Origin of the sequence: Nocardia alni (assembly GCF_019038435.1) — a bacterium.
GTDB classification, from domain to species: Bacteria; Actinomycetota; Actinomycetes; order Mycobacteriales; family Mycobacteriaceae; genus Nocardia; species Nocardia alni.
Genome location: NZ_JAGPOX010000055.1, coordinates 1 through 14,843 on the forward strand (window position 1 = coordinate 1; position 14,843 = coordinate 14,843).

Here is a 14,843-nt window from a genome sequence, read left to right on the forward strand (position 1 = left end):
GGGCGGACCGGTGCGCGCGGCGTGCGCGAGGCCCTGGATGTGGCTGCGGCGGTGCGTCGTTCGGCGCGTCTGGAGCTGGCAGGGGTCGGCGGCTACGAGGGCGCTCTGGCGCACGACCGCAGTCCCGAGGGTGTCGCGGCCGTGCGCGGCTATCTGGACGAGCTGGCTCGCCTGCACCGCGAACTCGCCGACTCCTCTCCGCGCCCGGCGATCGTCACCGCTGGTGGCAGCGCGTATCCGGATCTGGTGATCGAGCGCCTGGCAGGCTTGGCCGACGAGACCGATGCCACGGTGATGCTGCGGTCGGGCGCTTATCTCGTGCACGACGACGGCTTCTATTCCGGCATCTCCCCGCTGGCCGCCCCGCGCGCCGGGCGGGCGCTGCGCTCGGCCATGCACGGCTGGGCACGCACGGTGTCCCACCCGGAACCGGAGCTCGCGCTGCTGGACGCCGGAAAGCGGGATTTTCCCTACGACGAGGGGCTGCCGGTGCCGCAACGAGTTTCGGGCGGGCCGACCCCGGTCGGTGCGCATGTGCCGAAGCTCAACGATCAGCACGCCTTTCTGCGTCTACCGGAGGGCGGCGAGATATCCGTGGGTGACGTGGTGCGCCTGGGTCTGTCGCATCCGTGCACGGCCTTCGACAAGTGGCGCCTGATCCCGGTGATCGACGACGCCGAGGCGCAGCGGCCGCGGGTCGTCGACCTCGTGCACACGTTCTTCTGATCTGCGGCTGGGCGGCGAAAGACAGTGAGTGACCTACTGATTCGCGATATCGACGTCGTCGATGGGACCGGTAGGAACCGATTCCGCGGCGATGTCACGGTGACGGACGGAGTGATCACCGCGATCGGCGGATCGGGTACCCTACCCGGCGGCGGTCGAGTCATCGAGGGTGAGAACCTCGTGCTGGCACCGGGTTTCATCGATATGCACGCGCATTCGGATCTGCACCTGCTCACCGAGCCCGGGCATTTCCCGAAGATCAGCCAGGGCGTCACCACCGAGGTGATCGGCCAGGACGGGCTGTCCTATGCGCCCGTGGACGAGGCCGCTCTGGCGGTCCTGCGCCGCCAGATCGCCGGATGGAACGGCAATCCCGTGGATCTGGACTTCTCCTGGCGCACCGTCGGGGAGTACCTGGACCGTCTCGACGCCGGAATCACGCCCAACGCGGCGTATCTGGTACCGCAGGGCACGTTGCGGCTGCTCGTCGTCGGGTCCGAGCGGCGTGCGGCAACCCGGGCCGAGATCGACCGCATGTGCGCGCTGCTCGCGCAGGGCCTGGCCGAGGGGGCGGTCGGTATGTCCAGCGGATTGACCTATACGCCCGGAATGTACGCGGCTACAGGGGAATTGGCGACATTGTGCGAGGTGGTCGCCGCGGCGGGCGGCTTCTACGCGCCGCACACCCGCTCCTACGGCGCGGGCGCCCTGGACGCCTACGCCGAGATGATCGGCTTGGCCCGCAGCACCGGCTGCGCAGTGCATCTGACCCATGCCACCATGAACTTCGCCGAGAACCGCGGGCGCGCACCGGAACTGCTCGCCATGATCGACGCGGCGCTGGCGCAGGGCTGTGACATCAGCCTCGATACCTACCCGTATCTGCCCGGATCCACCACCCTGGCGGCGATGCTGCCGAGTTGGGCGTATTCCGGTGGGCCGGACGCGGTGCTGGCGCGCCTGGACGATCCGGCCGAGCGGGAGCGGATCACCGCCGACGTGACGGTGCACGGCTCGGACGGCTGCCACGGGGTCACGATCGACTGGGAGACCATCCAGATCGCCGGCGTCGCCAACGCCGAGCTGAGCAGCTACACCGGGTGCACCATCGCCGAGATCGGCGAGAGGGAAGGCGTTGCGCCGGTGGAGGTTTTCTTCGATCTGTTGCGGCGTGACGAGCTCGCGACCACAATCCTGCAGCATGTCGGGCACGAGGAGAATGTGCGGGCCATCATGCGGCACTCGCGCCATATGGGCGGCAGCGACGGGCTGCTGGTGGGTGAACGGCCGCATCCCCGGGCCTGGGGCACCTTTCCGCGCTATCTGGGCCGCTACACGCGGGAGCTGGGCGTACTCGGGCTGGAGGACTGCGTGCATCACCTGACCGGGCGTCCCGCGCAGCGGCTGGGTCTGCGTGATCGCGGCCTGATCCGTACCGGTCACGCTGCGGACCTGGTGCTCTTCGATCCCGAAACAGTCTGTGACACAGCGACCTTCGAGCACCCCAAACAGCAGGCGCAAGGGATCGTGCACGTGTTGGTCAACGGCGTGTTCGCCATTGATACCGGCGCCCCGACGGGTGTGCTGGCCGGGCGGGCACTACGCCGGGATCCGGTGTCCGGAGGCGTGTCTGCCGTCTCCCATGAACAGAAGGGTGTCCGTTGACCACCGCGATGGACGTGATTCATGGTGACCGCGTGCTCACCGTCGTGCGCGCACCACATATCCCCGATCCGCTGGCCCTGGTCGATGCCTTGGCCGGTGCGGGAATCCGGGCCGTGGAACTGACATTCACCACCCCGGATGTGCTGGAGGCGTTGAGATCCGCGGCGGCCTCGGCGCGTGCCGTCGTCGGCGCGGGGACCGTGCTGACCGGGGAGCAGGCCGAGGCGGCCATCGATGCGGGGGCGCGATTCCTCGTCACGCCCGGACTGCGCCCGGCCGTGGCGCGCGCCGCCGGCCGGCACGACATCCCTGTCGTGATGGGCGCTTTCACTCCGAGCGAGGTGATGGACGCCCTGGATATGGGCGCGGCGGCGGTGAAGATCTTTCCCGCCCGTGCCCTGGGTCCCGGTTACCTGAAGGATCTGCACGGCCCCTTTCCGGACGCCGCGCTCATCCCCTCCGGCGGCGTGAACGCCGGCAACGCCGCTGAATTCCTCGCGCACGGCGCGGCGGCGGTCACCGCCGGCACCGACGTCGTCGCACCCGCGGCTGTCGCCGCGGGACGGTGGTCCGAGATCGCCTCGCGTGCGGCGTCTTTCGTCAGATCCATGAAGTGAGATAGGGACAACGATGTCTGTCGTCGACTGGCTCCGCACTACCACCCCGGGCCTGCTGATACTGTGTGGCCTCGCGATCGCGATACTGCTGTTCGCGATCATCCGGTTCAAGCTGGAGCCGTTCATCGCGCTGCTGCTGACCTCCCTGGTCTTGGCGCTGGCGGCCGGACTACCGGTGTCCAAACTCGTCGGCACACCGTTGAAATCCTCGGATTCGGTGCTGGAGACCGGATTCGGCGGCATTCTGGGCCACATCTCGGTGATCATCGGCCTCGGTACGGTGCTCGGCGCGATCCTGGAGCGCTCGGGCGGCGCGGATGTGCTGGCCGCGAGGTTGCAGAAGCTGTTCGGGCGTAGGGGCGCTCCGGTCGCCATGGGTCTGGTCGGTTTGATCTTCGGTATTCCGGTGTTCTTCGATATCGGCATCTTCGTGCTCGCCCCGCTGATCTATGTGGCCGCCAAGCGCGGTGGCGGATCGCTGGTCCTGTATGCGATGCCGATGGTCGCGGGTCTGTCCATGACCCATGCATTTCTGCCCCCGCACCCGGGGCCGGTGGCGATCGGCGGACTGATGGGCGTGAGCTTGGGCTGGCTGATCCTGATGGGCCTGGTGTGCGGTCTGCCGGGGTTCATCGCGGCGGGCATCGTCTGGGGTTCGTTCATCGGCAAGCGGGTCATCGTGGATGTGCCGCAGGAGTTCCTGGCCGCCGAACCCGAACGCACCGAAACGCAGGAGAATTCGGAAGAGGGCACGTCCGAGACGCAGGAGCCCGCGCCGGAGAAGAAGGCCCCGTCGCTGGGAGTGGTCGGCGGGATCATCGCCATCCCACTGATACTGATCCTCGGCGCCACATTCGGCAGCCAGCTGTTGAAGGCGAAATCCACACTGCTCGAGGTGCTCACCTTCCTGGGCAACCCGGCGGTGGCGCTGCTGATCGCGGTGCTGGTCGCGTTCTATGTGCTGGGACTGCGGCGCGGCTCGACCGTGCAGGAACTCGGTGAGCTGACCGCGTCCTCCCTGCGCCCGGTGGGCATGCTGCTGTTGGTGATCGGCGCGGGTGCGTTCTTCGGCGCGGTCATCTCGGCAACCGGCATCGGAAAGGTCCTGGCGCACAGCATGTCCGAGGCGGGTATGCCGGTGATCGTGCTCGCCTACGTGATCAGCTGCGGACTGCGCATCGCCCAGGGCTCGGCCACCGTCGCGATCGTCGCCACCGCCGGAATCGTCGGTCCCCTGGTGGAAGGACACGGCTATTCGCAGATGTCGCTGGCGCTGATAGCCATGGCCGTCAGCGCCGGCTCGATCATCCTGAGCCACGTCAACGACGGCGGCTTCTGGATGGTCTCGAAATTCTTCAACCTATCGGTCAAACAAACCCTGCAGACCTGGAGCGTGCTGGAAACCGTGCTGTCGGTAGTGAGTTTCGCGGTAGCCGCGATCCTGTTCGAGATCGTCAGCTGATCACCGACCCGGGCCGGGGCGCAGGACCTTGGTGCGGTCGGCCCCGGAATACCCGTTGGACGCCCTATGCGTTCGCCGGTGTGGGCTCGGTGCCCAGGCCGCCGAACATCTTGCGCTTCAGCGGGGGACATGCCTCGGCGAGACGAAAGATCGTGCGGCCGAGGGATCGGGTGAGGCGGCTGTGGGAGACCGCCTGCTCGGCCGCTTTCATCGAGGCGCGTACCGCGGCGAAGCCGTAGGTGAGCATCTCGGTCTCGTAGTCGTGCAGGGCGGGGAGCAGTTCCTGCTCGCCGTGTGCGACGGAGATCAGTCGGTCGCGCAGTTCGTGGGCGTCGCGCAGGGCGACGTTCGCGCCGATGCCCCGGAACGGGGTCATGCTGTGGATGGCGTCGCCGAGCAGGGTGACGACTGTGGTCGGCCAGGGATCGACCGGGATGGAGGTGCGGATCGGCAGCAGGGTCACGGTTTCCGGGTCACCTCCTGTGATCAGCTCGCGCAGTTCCGGTGACCAGCCGGTGGTGAGGCGGTCCACGAGGTCGCGAAGTTCGCTGGGTCGCAACGATTCCAGCTCGCGATCGACCGGATAGTCGCCGCGCCGGGCCGAATAGCTCCAGAACACGTAGGGTTCGGTGTTGTCGAACAGCGCGCCCGGATGCAGTTCGGCGACGCCGTCGTTGCCGCCGATTCCGCCCGACGCGGGATCGGGCCGGGAGAATATGTGTGGGGCGGCGAACATTCCGCCCCTCCGCGCCGGCATGACCGCGATGGGCGAGGCTTGCAGGCGTGGTGCGAGTCGTGCCTCGCCTCCAGGGGTGAGCATGTATTTGCCCGCGATGCTGACGATTCCGGTGTCCACCCGTTCGGCGTGCGGAAGCAGCTGGGCGCGCACCCGTGAGGTCGCGCCGTCCGCCCCGACCAGCACATCTCCGACAGCCGTGGTGCCGTCCGCGAATTCGGCCTCTACCCGGCCGCCGGGCAGGTGGCGGTAGCCGGTGATGGCCTTGTCGTAGTGCACGATATCGTCCAGATCCGACAGCAGGATCTGGCGCAGCGTAATGCGGCTGATGCCGAAGTTCCGGTCCACGTCCCCGGTCGGCCTGCCCTCGATGGTCGTCATATCGAGATCCAGGAGCATCTCGAAATGTTCTGTGGCAAAGCCGAATCCGGAGTCGGGATCATTCTCCCCGGCGCTCGCCACGAATGCGCGGTACAGGTGCTCGGGCAGCAGCTCGTACAGCGCCCGGCTGCCGCGCGGGCTGATATGGATGCGGAAGCCCTGCAGCCGGTCGGTGCGGTGCCGGTCTCGCTCGTAGACCGCGACGCTCACCCCCGCCTTGCGCAGGCCGTGCGCCAGGGCGAGGCCGCCGATACCGCCACCGGCGACAATAACGTGCAGAGAGTTGTTGGGGGACATCAGAATACACTTCCGATCTGTTCAATTACCCATGTGGACAGGGGTTTCAAATCTGGCTCCAGCCGAAGGGCCGGTGACGACGCCGGGCGGCCCGTTGCTGTTCCAGGCCGTGCCGTTCCCAGGCGTCGGTCAATTTGGTAAGCAACTCGGTCAGGGCCACCACCTCGTTCGCCGTCCAGTCGGCGATCACGGCGCCGAAGACCTGTTCGCCGACCTGGAGGAACTGCGCGAGTTCTGCCCGCCCGGTCTCGGTGGCGGTGACCAGTACGGCCCGGCGGTCGGCCGGATCCGGCTCGGTGAGCACCAGGCCGGCGTCGGCCAGCACCCGGACATGCCGGGTGATCGAGGAGGGGAGCGCGTCCAGCCGTTCGGCCACCTCGCCCGCGCGGAGCGGACCATGCTCGGCGGCCTGTTGCAGGACGCCGAGCCGGACCGGATCGAATTCCCGCGCCTGCCCCTGGCGGTTGGCCTCGGCGAAGCGGGAGACGGTGCGAACCAACGCCGCGATCTGGTCCTTATTTGCTTCCATGAAACAACGATAAAGTAGTTGTTCGCGTGAAACAAGTATTTCGATGCGGCCCTGGCTCTGCATGAGATTGCAGTCTCATGCATAATCATCACATGGCGGATACCTCGAGTGGGCCCTTACGGCGGGTCGCGGTGGCTGGTGCGAGCGGTTACGCGGGCGGTGAGATCCTGCGGCTGCTGCTGGGGCATCCCGAGTACCGAGCCGGGCGCCTCGAGATCGGGGCGGTGACCGGGGCGTCCAACGCCGGGACCGCGCTGGGGGAGTTGCAGCCGCACCTTCTGCCGCTGGCCGACCGGGTGCTGACCGAGACCACTCCCGAGATCCTGGCCGGGCACGACGTGGTGTTCCTGGGGCTGCCGCACGGGCAGTCCGGGGCCATCGCGAACGCGCTGCCCGACTCCACGGTGATCATCGACTGCGGCGCGGACTTCCGGCTCACCGATGCCAAGTTGTGGGAGAAATACTACAAGACCCCGCACGCGGGCAGCTGGCCCTATGGACTGCCGGAGCTTCCGGGCGGGCGGGACAGACTGCGCGGTGCGCGGCGGATCGCGGTGCCGGGCTGCTATCCGACGGTGGCGAGCCTGGCGCTGGCCCCGGCGGTCGCGGCGGGGATCGTCGAGCCCAGCGTGAACGTGGTCGCGGTCAGTGGAACCTCGGGCGCCGGGCGCAAACTCGATGTGGGATTGCTGGGTTCGGAGGTGATGGGGTCGGCGCGCGCCTACAACATCGCGGGGGCACACCGGCATACGCCCGAGATCGCGCAGAATCTGAGGGCGGCGGCCGCCAGCGCCGCCGCGGGGCGTGAGTTCGACTGTGCCGGAGCCGATATCGCGGTCTCCTTCACCCCGGTGCTCGCGCCCATGGCGCGCGGCATCCTGGCCACCTGCACCGCGTCCACCGAGGTCGACGCCGCGCAGGCCCGGGCGGTGTACGAGAAGGCCTACGCCGATGAGCCGTTCGTTCATCTGCTGCCGCAAGGGCAACTGCCGCAGACCGGTTCGGTCCTGGGCTCCAACGCCGTCACCCTCCAGGTCACCGTCGACGCCGACGCCGGACTGCTGGTGGTGATCGGCGCGATCGACAACCTCACCAAGGGCACCGGCGGCGCTGCCGTGCAATCGATGAACCTGGCGCTCGGATTCGACGAAACCGCAGGACTTTCCACCGTAGGAGTGGCACCGTGACATCCACCGACAAACTGGTCCGCACGCAGGGCGTCACCGCACCGCTGGGCTTCCGCGCCGCGGGCATCGCCGCCGGAATCAAGAACAGCGGCAAGCCGGATCTGGCCCTGGTGGTCAACGAGGGCCCGGACACCGCAGCGGCCGGAGTCTTCACCCGCAACAAGGTCAAGGCCGCGCCGGTGCTGTGGTCGCAGCAGGTGCTCACCGGCGCACATCTGCGCGCGGTCATCCTGAACTCCGGCGGCGCGAACGCCTGTACGGGTCCGGGCGGATTCCAGGACACCCACACCACCGCCGAAGAGCTGGCGAAGGCGTTGAGCAACTGGGGAACCGAGACCGGCGCGGGTGAGATCGCGGTCTGCTCGACCGGTTTGATCGGCGACCGGCTGCCGATGGACAAGGTACTGGCCGGGGTCGCGGAGATCGTGCACGAGATGGCCGGGGGCCTGTCCGGCGGGACCGACGCCGCGCACGCCATCATGACCACCGACACGGTCCCGAAGGAGGCGGCGTTTCACCACCACGACAAGTGGAACGTCGGCGGGATGGCCAAGGGCGCGGGCATGCTGGCGCCCTCCCTGGCGACGATGCTGGTGGTGCTGACCACCGACGCCGTGGCCACCCCCGAACAACTCGATGCCGCGCTGCGCAAGGCCACCGCGCGCACCTTCGACCGCCTGGACGTCGACGGATCCTGCTCCACCAACGACACGGTGCTGCTGCTGGCCAACGGTGCCAGCGAGGTCACGCCGTCGCAGGACGACCTCGATGCCGCGGTGCTGGCCGTCTGCGACGATCTGGCCGCCCAGTTGATGGCCGACGCCGAGGGTGTGACCAAGCGGGTCCTGGTGACCGTGCGGGGCGCGGTCAGCGAGGAGCAGGCGCTGACCGGCGCCCGCGCGGTGGCGCGCGACTCTTTGGTCAAGACAGCGTTCTTCGGCTCGGATCCGAACTGGGGCCGCGTGCTGGCCGCGATCGGCATCGCGCCGATCGAGCTGGATCCGAACCGTATCTCGGTATCCTTCAACGGAAGTCCGGTCTGCATCGATGGCATGGGCGCGCCGGGCGCGCGCGATGTCGATCTGTCCGGCGCGGATATTCACGTCACGGTCGATCTCGGCCTTGGCGACGGTGAGGCCACCATCCGCACCACGGACCTGTCGCACGGGTACGTGGAAGAGAATTCGGCGTACAGCTCATGACCTCCGCTTCGCTGGCCGGCCTGACGGCGCTGGACAAGGCGCATGTGCTCGCCGACGCGCTGCCGTGGCTGCAGAAGTTCCGCGACCGCATCGTCGTGGTGAAGTACGGCGGCAACGCCATGATCGACGGCGAACTCAAGCAGGCCTTCGCCGCCGATATGGTGTTCCTGCGCACGGTGGGCGTGCACCCGATCGTGGTACACGGCGGCGGGCCGCAGATCAGTGCGATGCTGAAAAGGCTCGGCCTGCAAGGCGAATTCAAGGGCGGGCTGCGGGTGACCACCCCCGAGGTCCTCGAGGTCGCGCGGATGGTGCTGTTCGGTCAGGTGGGCCGCGAGTTGGTCGGGCTGATCAACAAGCACGGCCCGTACGGCGTCGGTATCTCCGGTGAGGATGCGCGCCTGTTCACCGCGACTCGCCGCACCCTCGAAATAGACGGCCGGACAACCGATATCGGCCTGGTCGGCGACGTTACCTCGGTGAATCCGGAGGCGGTGCTGGATATCGTTCACGCGGGCCGCATTCCGGTGGTCTCGACGCTGGCGCCCGATGCCGACGGCGTGGTGCACAACGTCAACGCCGACACCGCCGCGGCCGCGCTGGCGGTGGCCGTCGGCGCGGAGAAACTGGTCGTACTCACCGATGTCGAAGGCCTGTACACGAACTGGCCCGATCGGTCGTCGCTGACCAGTCGCATCGATACCGATGCTCTCGCGAAGCTGCTGCCCAGCCTGGATTCCGGCATGGTGCCCAAGATGGAGGCCTGCCTGCGCGCGGTGCAGGGCGGCGTGCCGACCGCGCACGTCATCGACGGCCGGGTGCCGCATTCGGTGCTGCTGGAACTGTTCACCGGGGAGGGGATCGGCACGATGGTGTCACCTTCCCCGTCCGATGAGACGGAGAACGCATGAGTACTCAGGACTTTCAGCAACGGTGGTCCGCCTCGCTGATGAACAACTACGGCACGCCCGCGGTCGCGCTCGTGCGCGGTTCGGGCGCAGAGGTTTTCGACGCCGACGGTAAACGTTATGTCGACTTCCTCGGCGGCATAGCGGTGAACAGCCTCGGGCACGCGCATCCCGCGATCATCGAGGCGGTCACCGCGCAGCTGAGCACGCTCGGGCACGTGTCGAATCTGTATGCCAGCGAGCCGGTCATCGAACTGGCCGAGCGCCTGCTGGCGCATTTCGGCGACGGCGCGGGCCGGGCGTTCTTCTGCAATTCCGGCACCGAGGCAAACGAGGCGGCCTTCAAGATCGCGCGACTGACCGGGCGGCCGAAGATCATCGCCTGCGAGGAGGCGTTCCACGGTCGCACCATGGGTTCGCTCGCGCTGACCGGCCAGCCGTCCAAGCGCGCACCGTTCGAACCCATGCCCGCCGGTGTCGTGCACGTGCCCTACGGTGACGCGGATGCCCTTGCCGCCGTGGTCGATTCGGATACCGCAGCGGTCTTCCTGGAACCGATGATGGGCGAGAGCGGTGTTGTCGTGCCGCCGCAGGACTATCTGGCCCGCGCCCGCGCGATCACCGCCGAGTTCGGTGCGCTGCTGATCCTGGACGAGGTGCAGACCGGTATCGGCCGCACCGGCCACTTCTACGCCCATCAGGCTGCCGGGCTGGTGCCCGACGTGATCACCCTGGCCAAGGGCCTGGGCGGCGGCCTGCCCATCGGCGCGGTGCTCGCTCAGGGCCGCGCGGCCGATCTGCTCACCCCGGGCCTGCACGGCACGACCTTCGGCGGCAACCCGGTCTGCGCGGCCGCGGCGCTGGCGGTTCTGCGCACGATCGATAAGGACGATCTGCTGCACCATGTGGAATCGGTCGGCAAGACGCTCGCGGACGGCATCGCCGAGATCGGGCATCCGCTGGTCGATCACGTGCGCGGCGCCGGCCTGCTGATCGGCATCCAGCTGAACCGCGAGGTGGCCAAGCAGGTCGAGGAAAGCGCCCGGGCCGCGGGCTATCTGGTGAACCCGGCCAAGCCCGACGTGATCCGCCTGGCGCCGCCGTTGATCCTGTCCGATGATCAGGCCCGGGCGTTCCTCGGCGATCTGCCCGGCATTCTCGACACCGCCACGACAACCATCGAGGAGACCTCGTGACGATCCGGCACTTCCTGCGCGACGATGACCTGACCCCGGCCGAACAGTCCGAGGTGCTCGCTCTCGCGGCCGAACTCAAGCGCGACCCGTTCGCGCGGCAGCCGCTCGAGGGGCCGCGCGGTATCGGGGTGATCTTCGAGAAGAACTCCACCCGGACCCGATTCTCCTTCGAGATGGCCATCGCCCAGATGGGCGGGCATGCGGTCGTGGTGGACGGGCGCACAACGCAATTGGGCCGTGAGGAGACCCTCGCGGACACCGGCCGCGTGCTGTCCCGCTATGTGGAGGCGGTCGTGTGGCGCACCTTCGAACAGGCCCGCCTCGACGAGATGGCCTCGGCGGCAACGGTACCGGTGGTCAATGCGCTGTCCAACGAATTCCACCCCTGCCAGGTGCTGGCCGATCTGCAGACTCTCACCGAACGCAAGGGCGACCTGCGCGGACGGACTCTGGCCTATTTCGGCGACGGCGCCAACAATATGGCGCATTCGCTGATGCTCGGCGGTGCGACGGCCGGACTGAACGTGAGCATCGCCGCCCCACCGGGATTCGAGCCCGTGGAATGGGTACTGGAGGCCGCCCGCAAGCGCGCCGCCGAGACCGGTGCGAGCATCACGGTCGGCAATGATCCCGTCGCCGCCGCGACCGGGGCCGACGCGCTGGCCACCGACGCCTGGACCTCGATGGGCCAGGAGAACGACGGTCTCGACCGGGTGGGCCCGTTCCGGCCGTATCAGCTGAACGCCGAGCTGCTGTCCCACGCCGATCCCGATGCGGTGGTGCTGCACTGCCTTCCGGCGCATCGCGGGGAGGAGATCACCGACGAGGTGCTGGACGGCCCGCACAGCGGGGTGTGGGACGAGGCGGAGAACCGCCTGCACGCGCAGAAGGCGCTGCTGGTGTGGTTACTGGACAAGCGATGAGCAAGCCGAACGGCGAGGTGGCCCGGTCCGGCGCGGCGACGGCCCGCACCCGGGCGGGCCGTCAGCAGCGCATCGTGGAGATGCTGTCCTCGCATTCGGTGCGCAGCCAGACCGAACTCGCGGCCCTGCTCGCCGCGGAGGGTATCGAGACCACCCAGGCGACGCTGTCGCGGGATCTGGACGAGCTGGGTGCGGTGAAGCTGCGCGCCGCCGACGGCGGCGCCGGGGTGTACATCGTCCCGGAGGACGGCAGTCCGGTCCGCGGCGTCACCGGCGGCACCGACCGGCTGTCGAAACTCCTCGGCGACCTCTTGGTTTCGACCGACCACAGCGGCAACATCGCGGTCCTGCGCACGCCACCCGGCGCCGCGCACTTCCTGGCCAGCGCCCTGGATCGCTCCTCGCTGCCCGAGATCGTCGGCACCATCGCCGGCGACGACACCATCGCCGTCATCGCCCGCGAACCACTCACCGGAGCCGAACTCGCCGCCATGATCGAACATCTGGCCTGAGCCCGGCTCAGTCCGGCAGGACCTGCCCCCGCGTCTCGGGCGCCAGACCGACCAGGCCTATGCCCAGAATGAAGATGACGGCGGTGGCGCTCAACGGGATTGCCAGCGACCCGCTGGCGTGGATGCCGTAGCCGATGAGAAACGTTCCGGCAGCGGCGAACCAGCGGGAGAACGTCGTGGTGAACGCGAACGCCGTGGCCCGCATGCGGGTCGGATACTGCTCGGGCAGCCAGACGGTGAACACCGCGAAGTTCGCGCCGCCGAGCCCGAGGATCGGCAGGAACACGAACGTCAGCCCGATCGAATTCGCCGGATACGCAATGCCGTACACCCCGACCGCGCCGATCGCCATCAGCACGAACAGCCCGGCGAGGGTGGCGCGGCGGCCGAACCGGTCGGCCAGCGCCGGAACCAGGAAGCAGCCGAGGATCGTGAACGCGGCCACCGTCATCGAGGAGATGCCGGCCAGGCGTACGGTAGCCGTCGCGCCGTAGTGGGCGTGATGCGCCAGATCGGTGATCGCGGTGGGCACATAGGTGGATCCGGCCCACAGCCCGATCACGCAGACCACCAGCAGCGTCAGGTTGCCCAGGGTACGGGCGCGATAGGGCGGGGTGAGCACGCCGACGATGGGCTGCCACACCGACTTCTGCTCCTGCTCGGCCGAATCCTGCTTCCAGCGTTCGGGTTCGGGTGTGGTGCGGCGAATGATGAACACCGCCAAGGCGGGAATGCCGCCGACGAAGAACATCCCGCGCCAGCCCAGCTGCGGTCCGGCCACCAGATACAGCGCGGAGACGATGAGCACCCCGACGTACGCGGCCGAATGCATGGCGCCGCCGAACCGCGCCCGCGCGCGCTCGGGCATCACCTCGGACAACAGCGTTCCGGCCATCGCCCATTCGCCGCCGATGCCGATCGCGGCGATGAACCGGAATGCGTTCCACTCCCAGAGGTTCGTGGCCGCGCCCGCCAAGGCGGTGAACACGCCGTACATCGCGATGGACGCGGTCATCATGGGCATGCGGCCGAACCGGTCGGCCAGCGGGCCCCAGATCGCCGAACAGCCCCAGCCCAGCAGGAACAGCGCGGCGCTGATCTGCCCGTACCAGCCGATATTGGTCGCGTTCGGCACGATACCCACGCGCGGCAGCAGCGCCGTCATCGTCGGCGCCAGCACCAGCGCGAAGACGGTCCAGTTGAATCCGTCCATGGCCCAGCCGCCGAACGAGCCCCAGAAGGCTCTGCGCTGTATCGAGGTCAGGCGCGGGGCGGGGCCGGCGGTGGCCGGCGCGGGGTCGTCATCGATCGTCACAGTACAACTCGATTCGAAACGTGCAGCTCGCCGCGGAGGTGCCCACGGCGTTGTGATCGCTAACACACTACTGACCCGTCGCCCGGGATGTCGCATTTCACCACTGTCCTGCTCGGAGCGTCGCCGAGTGCCGCGCGGGACCTCACCGAGTGAATTCCGTTACCGTGCGTACCCATTGATATGGCCGGTGGGGTGGCGATAGCGTATGCGTACGCATTTATCAAATGCGGTCATCGAAGATCTGGAGGCCCTGACTCGTGCGCATTACGGTATTCGGGGCGGGTGGAATCGGACTGTATTTCGCGGGGATGCTGGCGCGGGCCGGACATCGGGTGACGGTGTTCGGGCGCGAGCAGACCGTGCGCGCGGCGCAGGAGGGGCCGCTGCTGATGTCCCGTGCGGGGGAAGAGAGTTCGGTGCCCGATGTGCGGGCCATCGCCGAATTCGATCCGCGCGAGCCGTTTCCGGATCTGGTGATCGTCGCGGTGAAGGCATGGCAGGTCGGCGAGGCGGCGGTCGCGCTGAAAGCCGTTGTCGGGCCGCAGACCACGGTCCTGCCGCTGCAGAACGGTGTGGAGGCCTCCGCGGACCTGGCGGCGGTACTGGGTTCGGAGCGCGTGCTGGGCTGTTCCTGTGTGGTGATCGCGGAGCGCATCGGGCCGTGGGCGGTGCGCTGTCTCGGTGCGCACGCGTCGGTGGAAATCGGTGCGCTGGTTCCTGATTCGGACGCCCGAGTCGAGGCGGTCGCCGAGGCGCTGACGCCTTCTGGCATCGCGGTGACCCGGTCGGCCGATATCGAGGCCACCCTGTGGCGCAAGCTGATGCTGATCTCCTCCTACGGCGGCATCGGTGCGCTGGCCCACCAACCGGTCGGGGTCACCTCGGCCGAACCGGAGACCGCGGCGCTGGTGCGCGCGGCGATGGCCGAGGTGCGCGACGTGGCCCGCGCGCGAGGAATCGCGCTGGACGACGACGATGTGGACCGCATGATGGGGGTCTACGAGAATTTCAGCGCGGAGACGACCTCCTCGATGCAGCGCGATCTGGCCGCCGGCCGCCCCTCGGAACTGCATTACCAGAGCGGTGCGGTGGTCCGGTTCGGCCGGGCCTCGGGGGTGGCGACGCCGATTCACGAGGTCATCTACGCCACCCAGTTGCCGTCGGAGACCCTCGCACGCCAAGCCTAG

14 protein-coding genes are annotated in these 14,843 nt (G+C 68.4%); 11 read left to right on the top strand and 3 right to left on the bottom strand.

The genetic code is table 11. The features are described from left to right. The 4 genes from JZ791_RS21345 to JZ791_RS21360 all read left to right on the top strand — a co-directional run. Positions 1-726: type III PLP-dependent enzyme domain-containing protein (locus JZ791_RS21345; protein ID WP_498049404.1), on the top strand; the 726-nt coding region annotated here is incomplete at its 5' end. A 24-nt stretch (positions 727-750) separates the two neighbouring features. Next, on the top strand, positions 751-2,391 hold the full coding sequence (locus JZ791_RS21350) for an N-acyl-D-amino-acid deacylase family protein (RefSeq protein ID WP_216896945.1): 1,641 nt from the start codon (positions 751-753) through the stop codon (positions 2,389-2,391). An 8-nt stretch (positions 2,392-2,399) separates the two neighbouring features. After that, on the top strand, positions 2,400-3,008 hold the full coding sequence (locus JZ791_RS21355; protein WP_216896989.1) for a bifunctional 4-hydroxy-2-oxoglutarate aldolase/2-dehydro-3-deoxy-phosphogluconate aldolase: 609 nt from the start codon (positions 2,400-2,402) through the stop codon (positions 3,006-3,008). A gap of 13 nt (positions 3,009-3,021) precedes the next feature. Further along, positions 3,022-4,470: a GntP family permease gene (locus JZ791_RS21360; protein WP_216896946.1), complete on the top strand. Its 1,449-nt coding sequence runs from the start codon at positions 3,022-3,024 to the stop codon at positions 4,468-4,470. A 64-nt stretch (positions 4,471-4,534) separates the two neighbouring features. On the opposite strand, the gene JZ791_RS21365 is transcribed toward JZ791_RS21360, so the two are convergent. Together JZ791_RS21365 and JZ791_RS21370 are read right to left on the bottom strand one after the other, a co-directional pair. After that, entirely contained in the window at positions 4,535-5,884 is a 1,350-nt protein-coding gene (locus tag JZ791_RS21365) for an FAD-dependent oxidoreductase (protein ID WP_216896990.1), read from the bottom strand. Between the two features lie 46 nt (positions 5,885-5,930). Then, on the bottom strand, positions 5,931-6,413 hold the full coding sequence (locus tag JZ791_RS21370) for a MarR family winged helix-turn-helix transcriptional regulator (RefSeq protein WP_216896947.1): 483 nt from the start codon (positions 6,411-6,413) through the stop codon (positions 5,931-5,933). Between the two features lie 92 nt (positions 6,414-6,505). On the opposite strand from JZ791_RS21370, the gene argC reads away from it, so the two are divergent. The 6 genes from argC to JZ791_RS21400 are packed head-to-tail and all read left to right on the top strand — an operon-like array spanning position 6,506 to position 12,341. After that, on the top strand, positions 6,506-7,600 hold the full coding sequence (gene argC, locus JZ791_RS21375) for an N-acetyl-gamma-glutamyl-phosphate reductase (RefSeq protein ID WP_216896948.1): 1,095 nt from the start codon (positions 6,506-6,508) through the stop codon (positions 7,598-7,600). Then, complete coding sequence (gene argJ, locus JZ791_RS21380; RefSeq protein WP_438804551.1) at positions 7,555-8,802, top strand: bifunctional glutamate N-acetyltransferase/amino-acid acetyltransferase ArgJ; 1,248 nt, start codon at positions 7,555-7,557, stop codon at positions 8,800-8,802. The genes argC and argJ overlap by 46 nt, the downstream gene beginning before the upstream one ends. Continuing rightward, a complete protein-coding gene (gene argB, locus JZ791_RS21385) occupies positions 8,799-9,713 on the top strand; it encodes an acetylglutamate kinase (protein ID WP_216896950.1) in 915 nt (304 codons plus the stop codon). Before argJ ends, argB begins: the two co-directional genes overlap by 4 nt. Further along, positions 9,710-10,906, top strand: coding sequence for an acetylornithine transaminase (locus JZ791_RS21390; RefSeq protein ID WP_216896951.1), 1,197 nt, complete (start codon positions 9,710-9,712; stop codon positions 10,904-10,906). The genes argB and JZ791_RS21390 overlap by 4 nt, the downstream gene beginning before the upstream one ends. Further along, a complete protein-coding gene (argF, locus tag JZ791_RS21395) occupies positions 10,903-11,829 on the top strand; it encodes an ornithine carbamoyltransferase (RefSeq protein ID WP_216896952.1) in 927 nt (308 codons plus the stop codon). Before JZ791_RS21390 ends, argF begins: the two co-directional genes overlap by 4 nt. Beyond that, positions 11,826-12,341, top strand: a complete 516-nt coding sequence (locus tag JZ791_RS21400) for an arginine repressor (protein WP_216896953.1) — start codon at positions 11,826-11,828, stop codon at positions 12,339-12,341. The genes argF and JZ791_RS21400 overlap by 4 nt, the downstream gene beginning before the upstream one ends. Before the next feature lie 7 nt (positions 12,342-12,348). Here the strand turns inward: JZ791_RS21400 and JZ791_RS21405 are convergent, their stop codons facing one another. After that, a complete protein-coding gene (locus JZ791_RS21405; RefSeq protein ID WP_216896954.1) occupies positions 12,349-13,656 on the bottom strand; it encodes an MFS transporter in 1,308 nt (435 codons plus the stop codon). 257 nt (positions 13,657-13,913) lie between these two features. Between JZ791_RS21405 and JZ791_RS21410 the strand changes: the two genes are divergently transcribed. After that, positions 13,914-14,843, top strand: coding sequence for a ketopantoate reductase family protein (locus JZ791_RS21410; protein WP_308163021.1), 930 nt, complete (start codon positions 13,914-13,916; stop codon positions 14,841-14,843).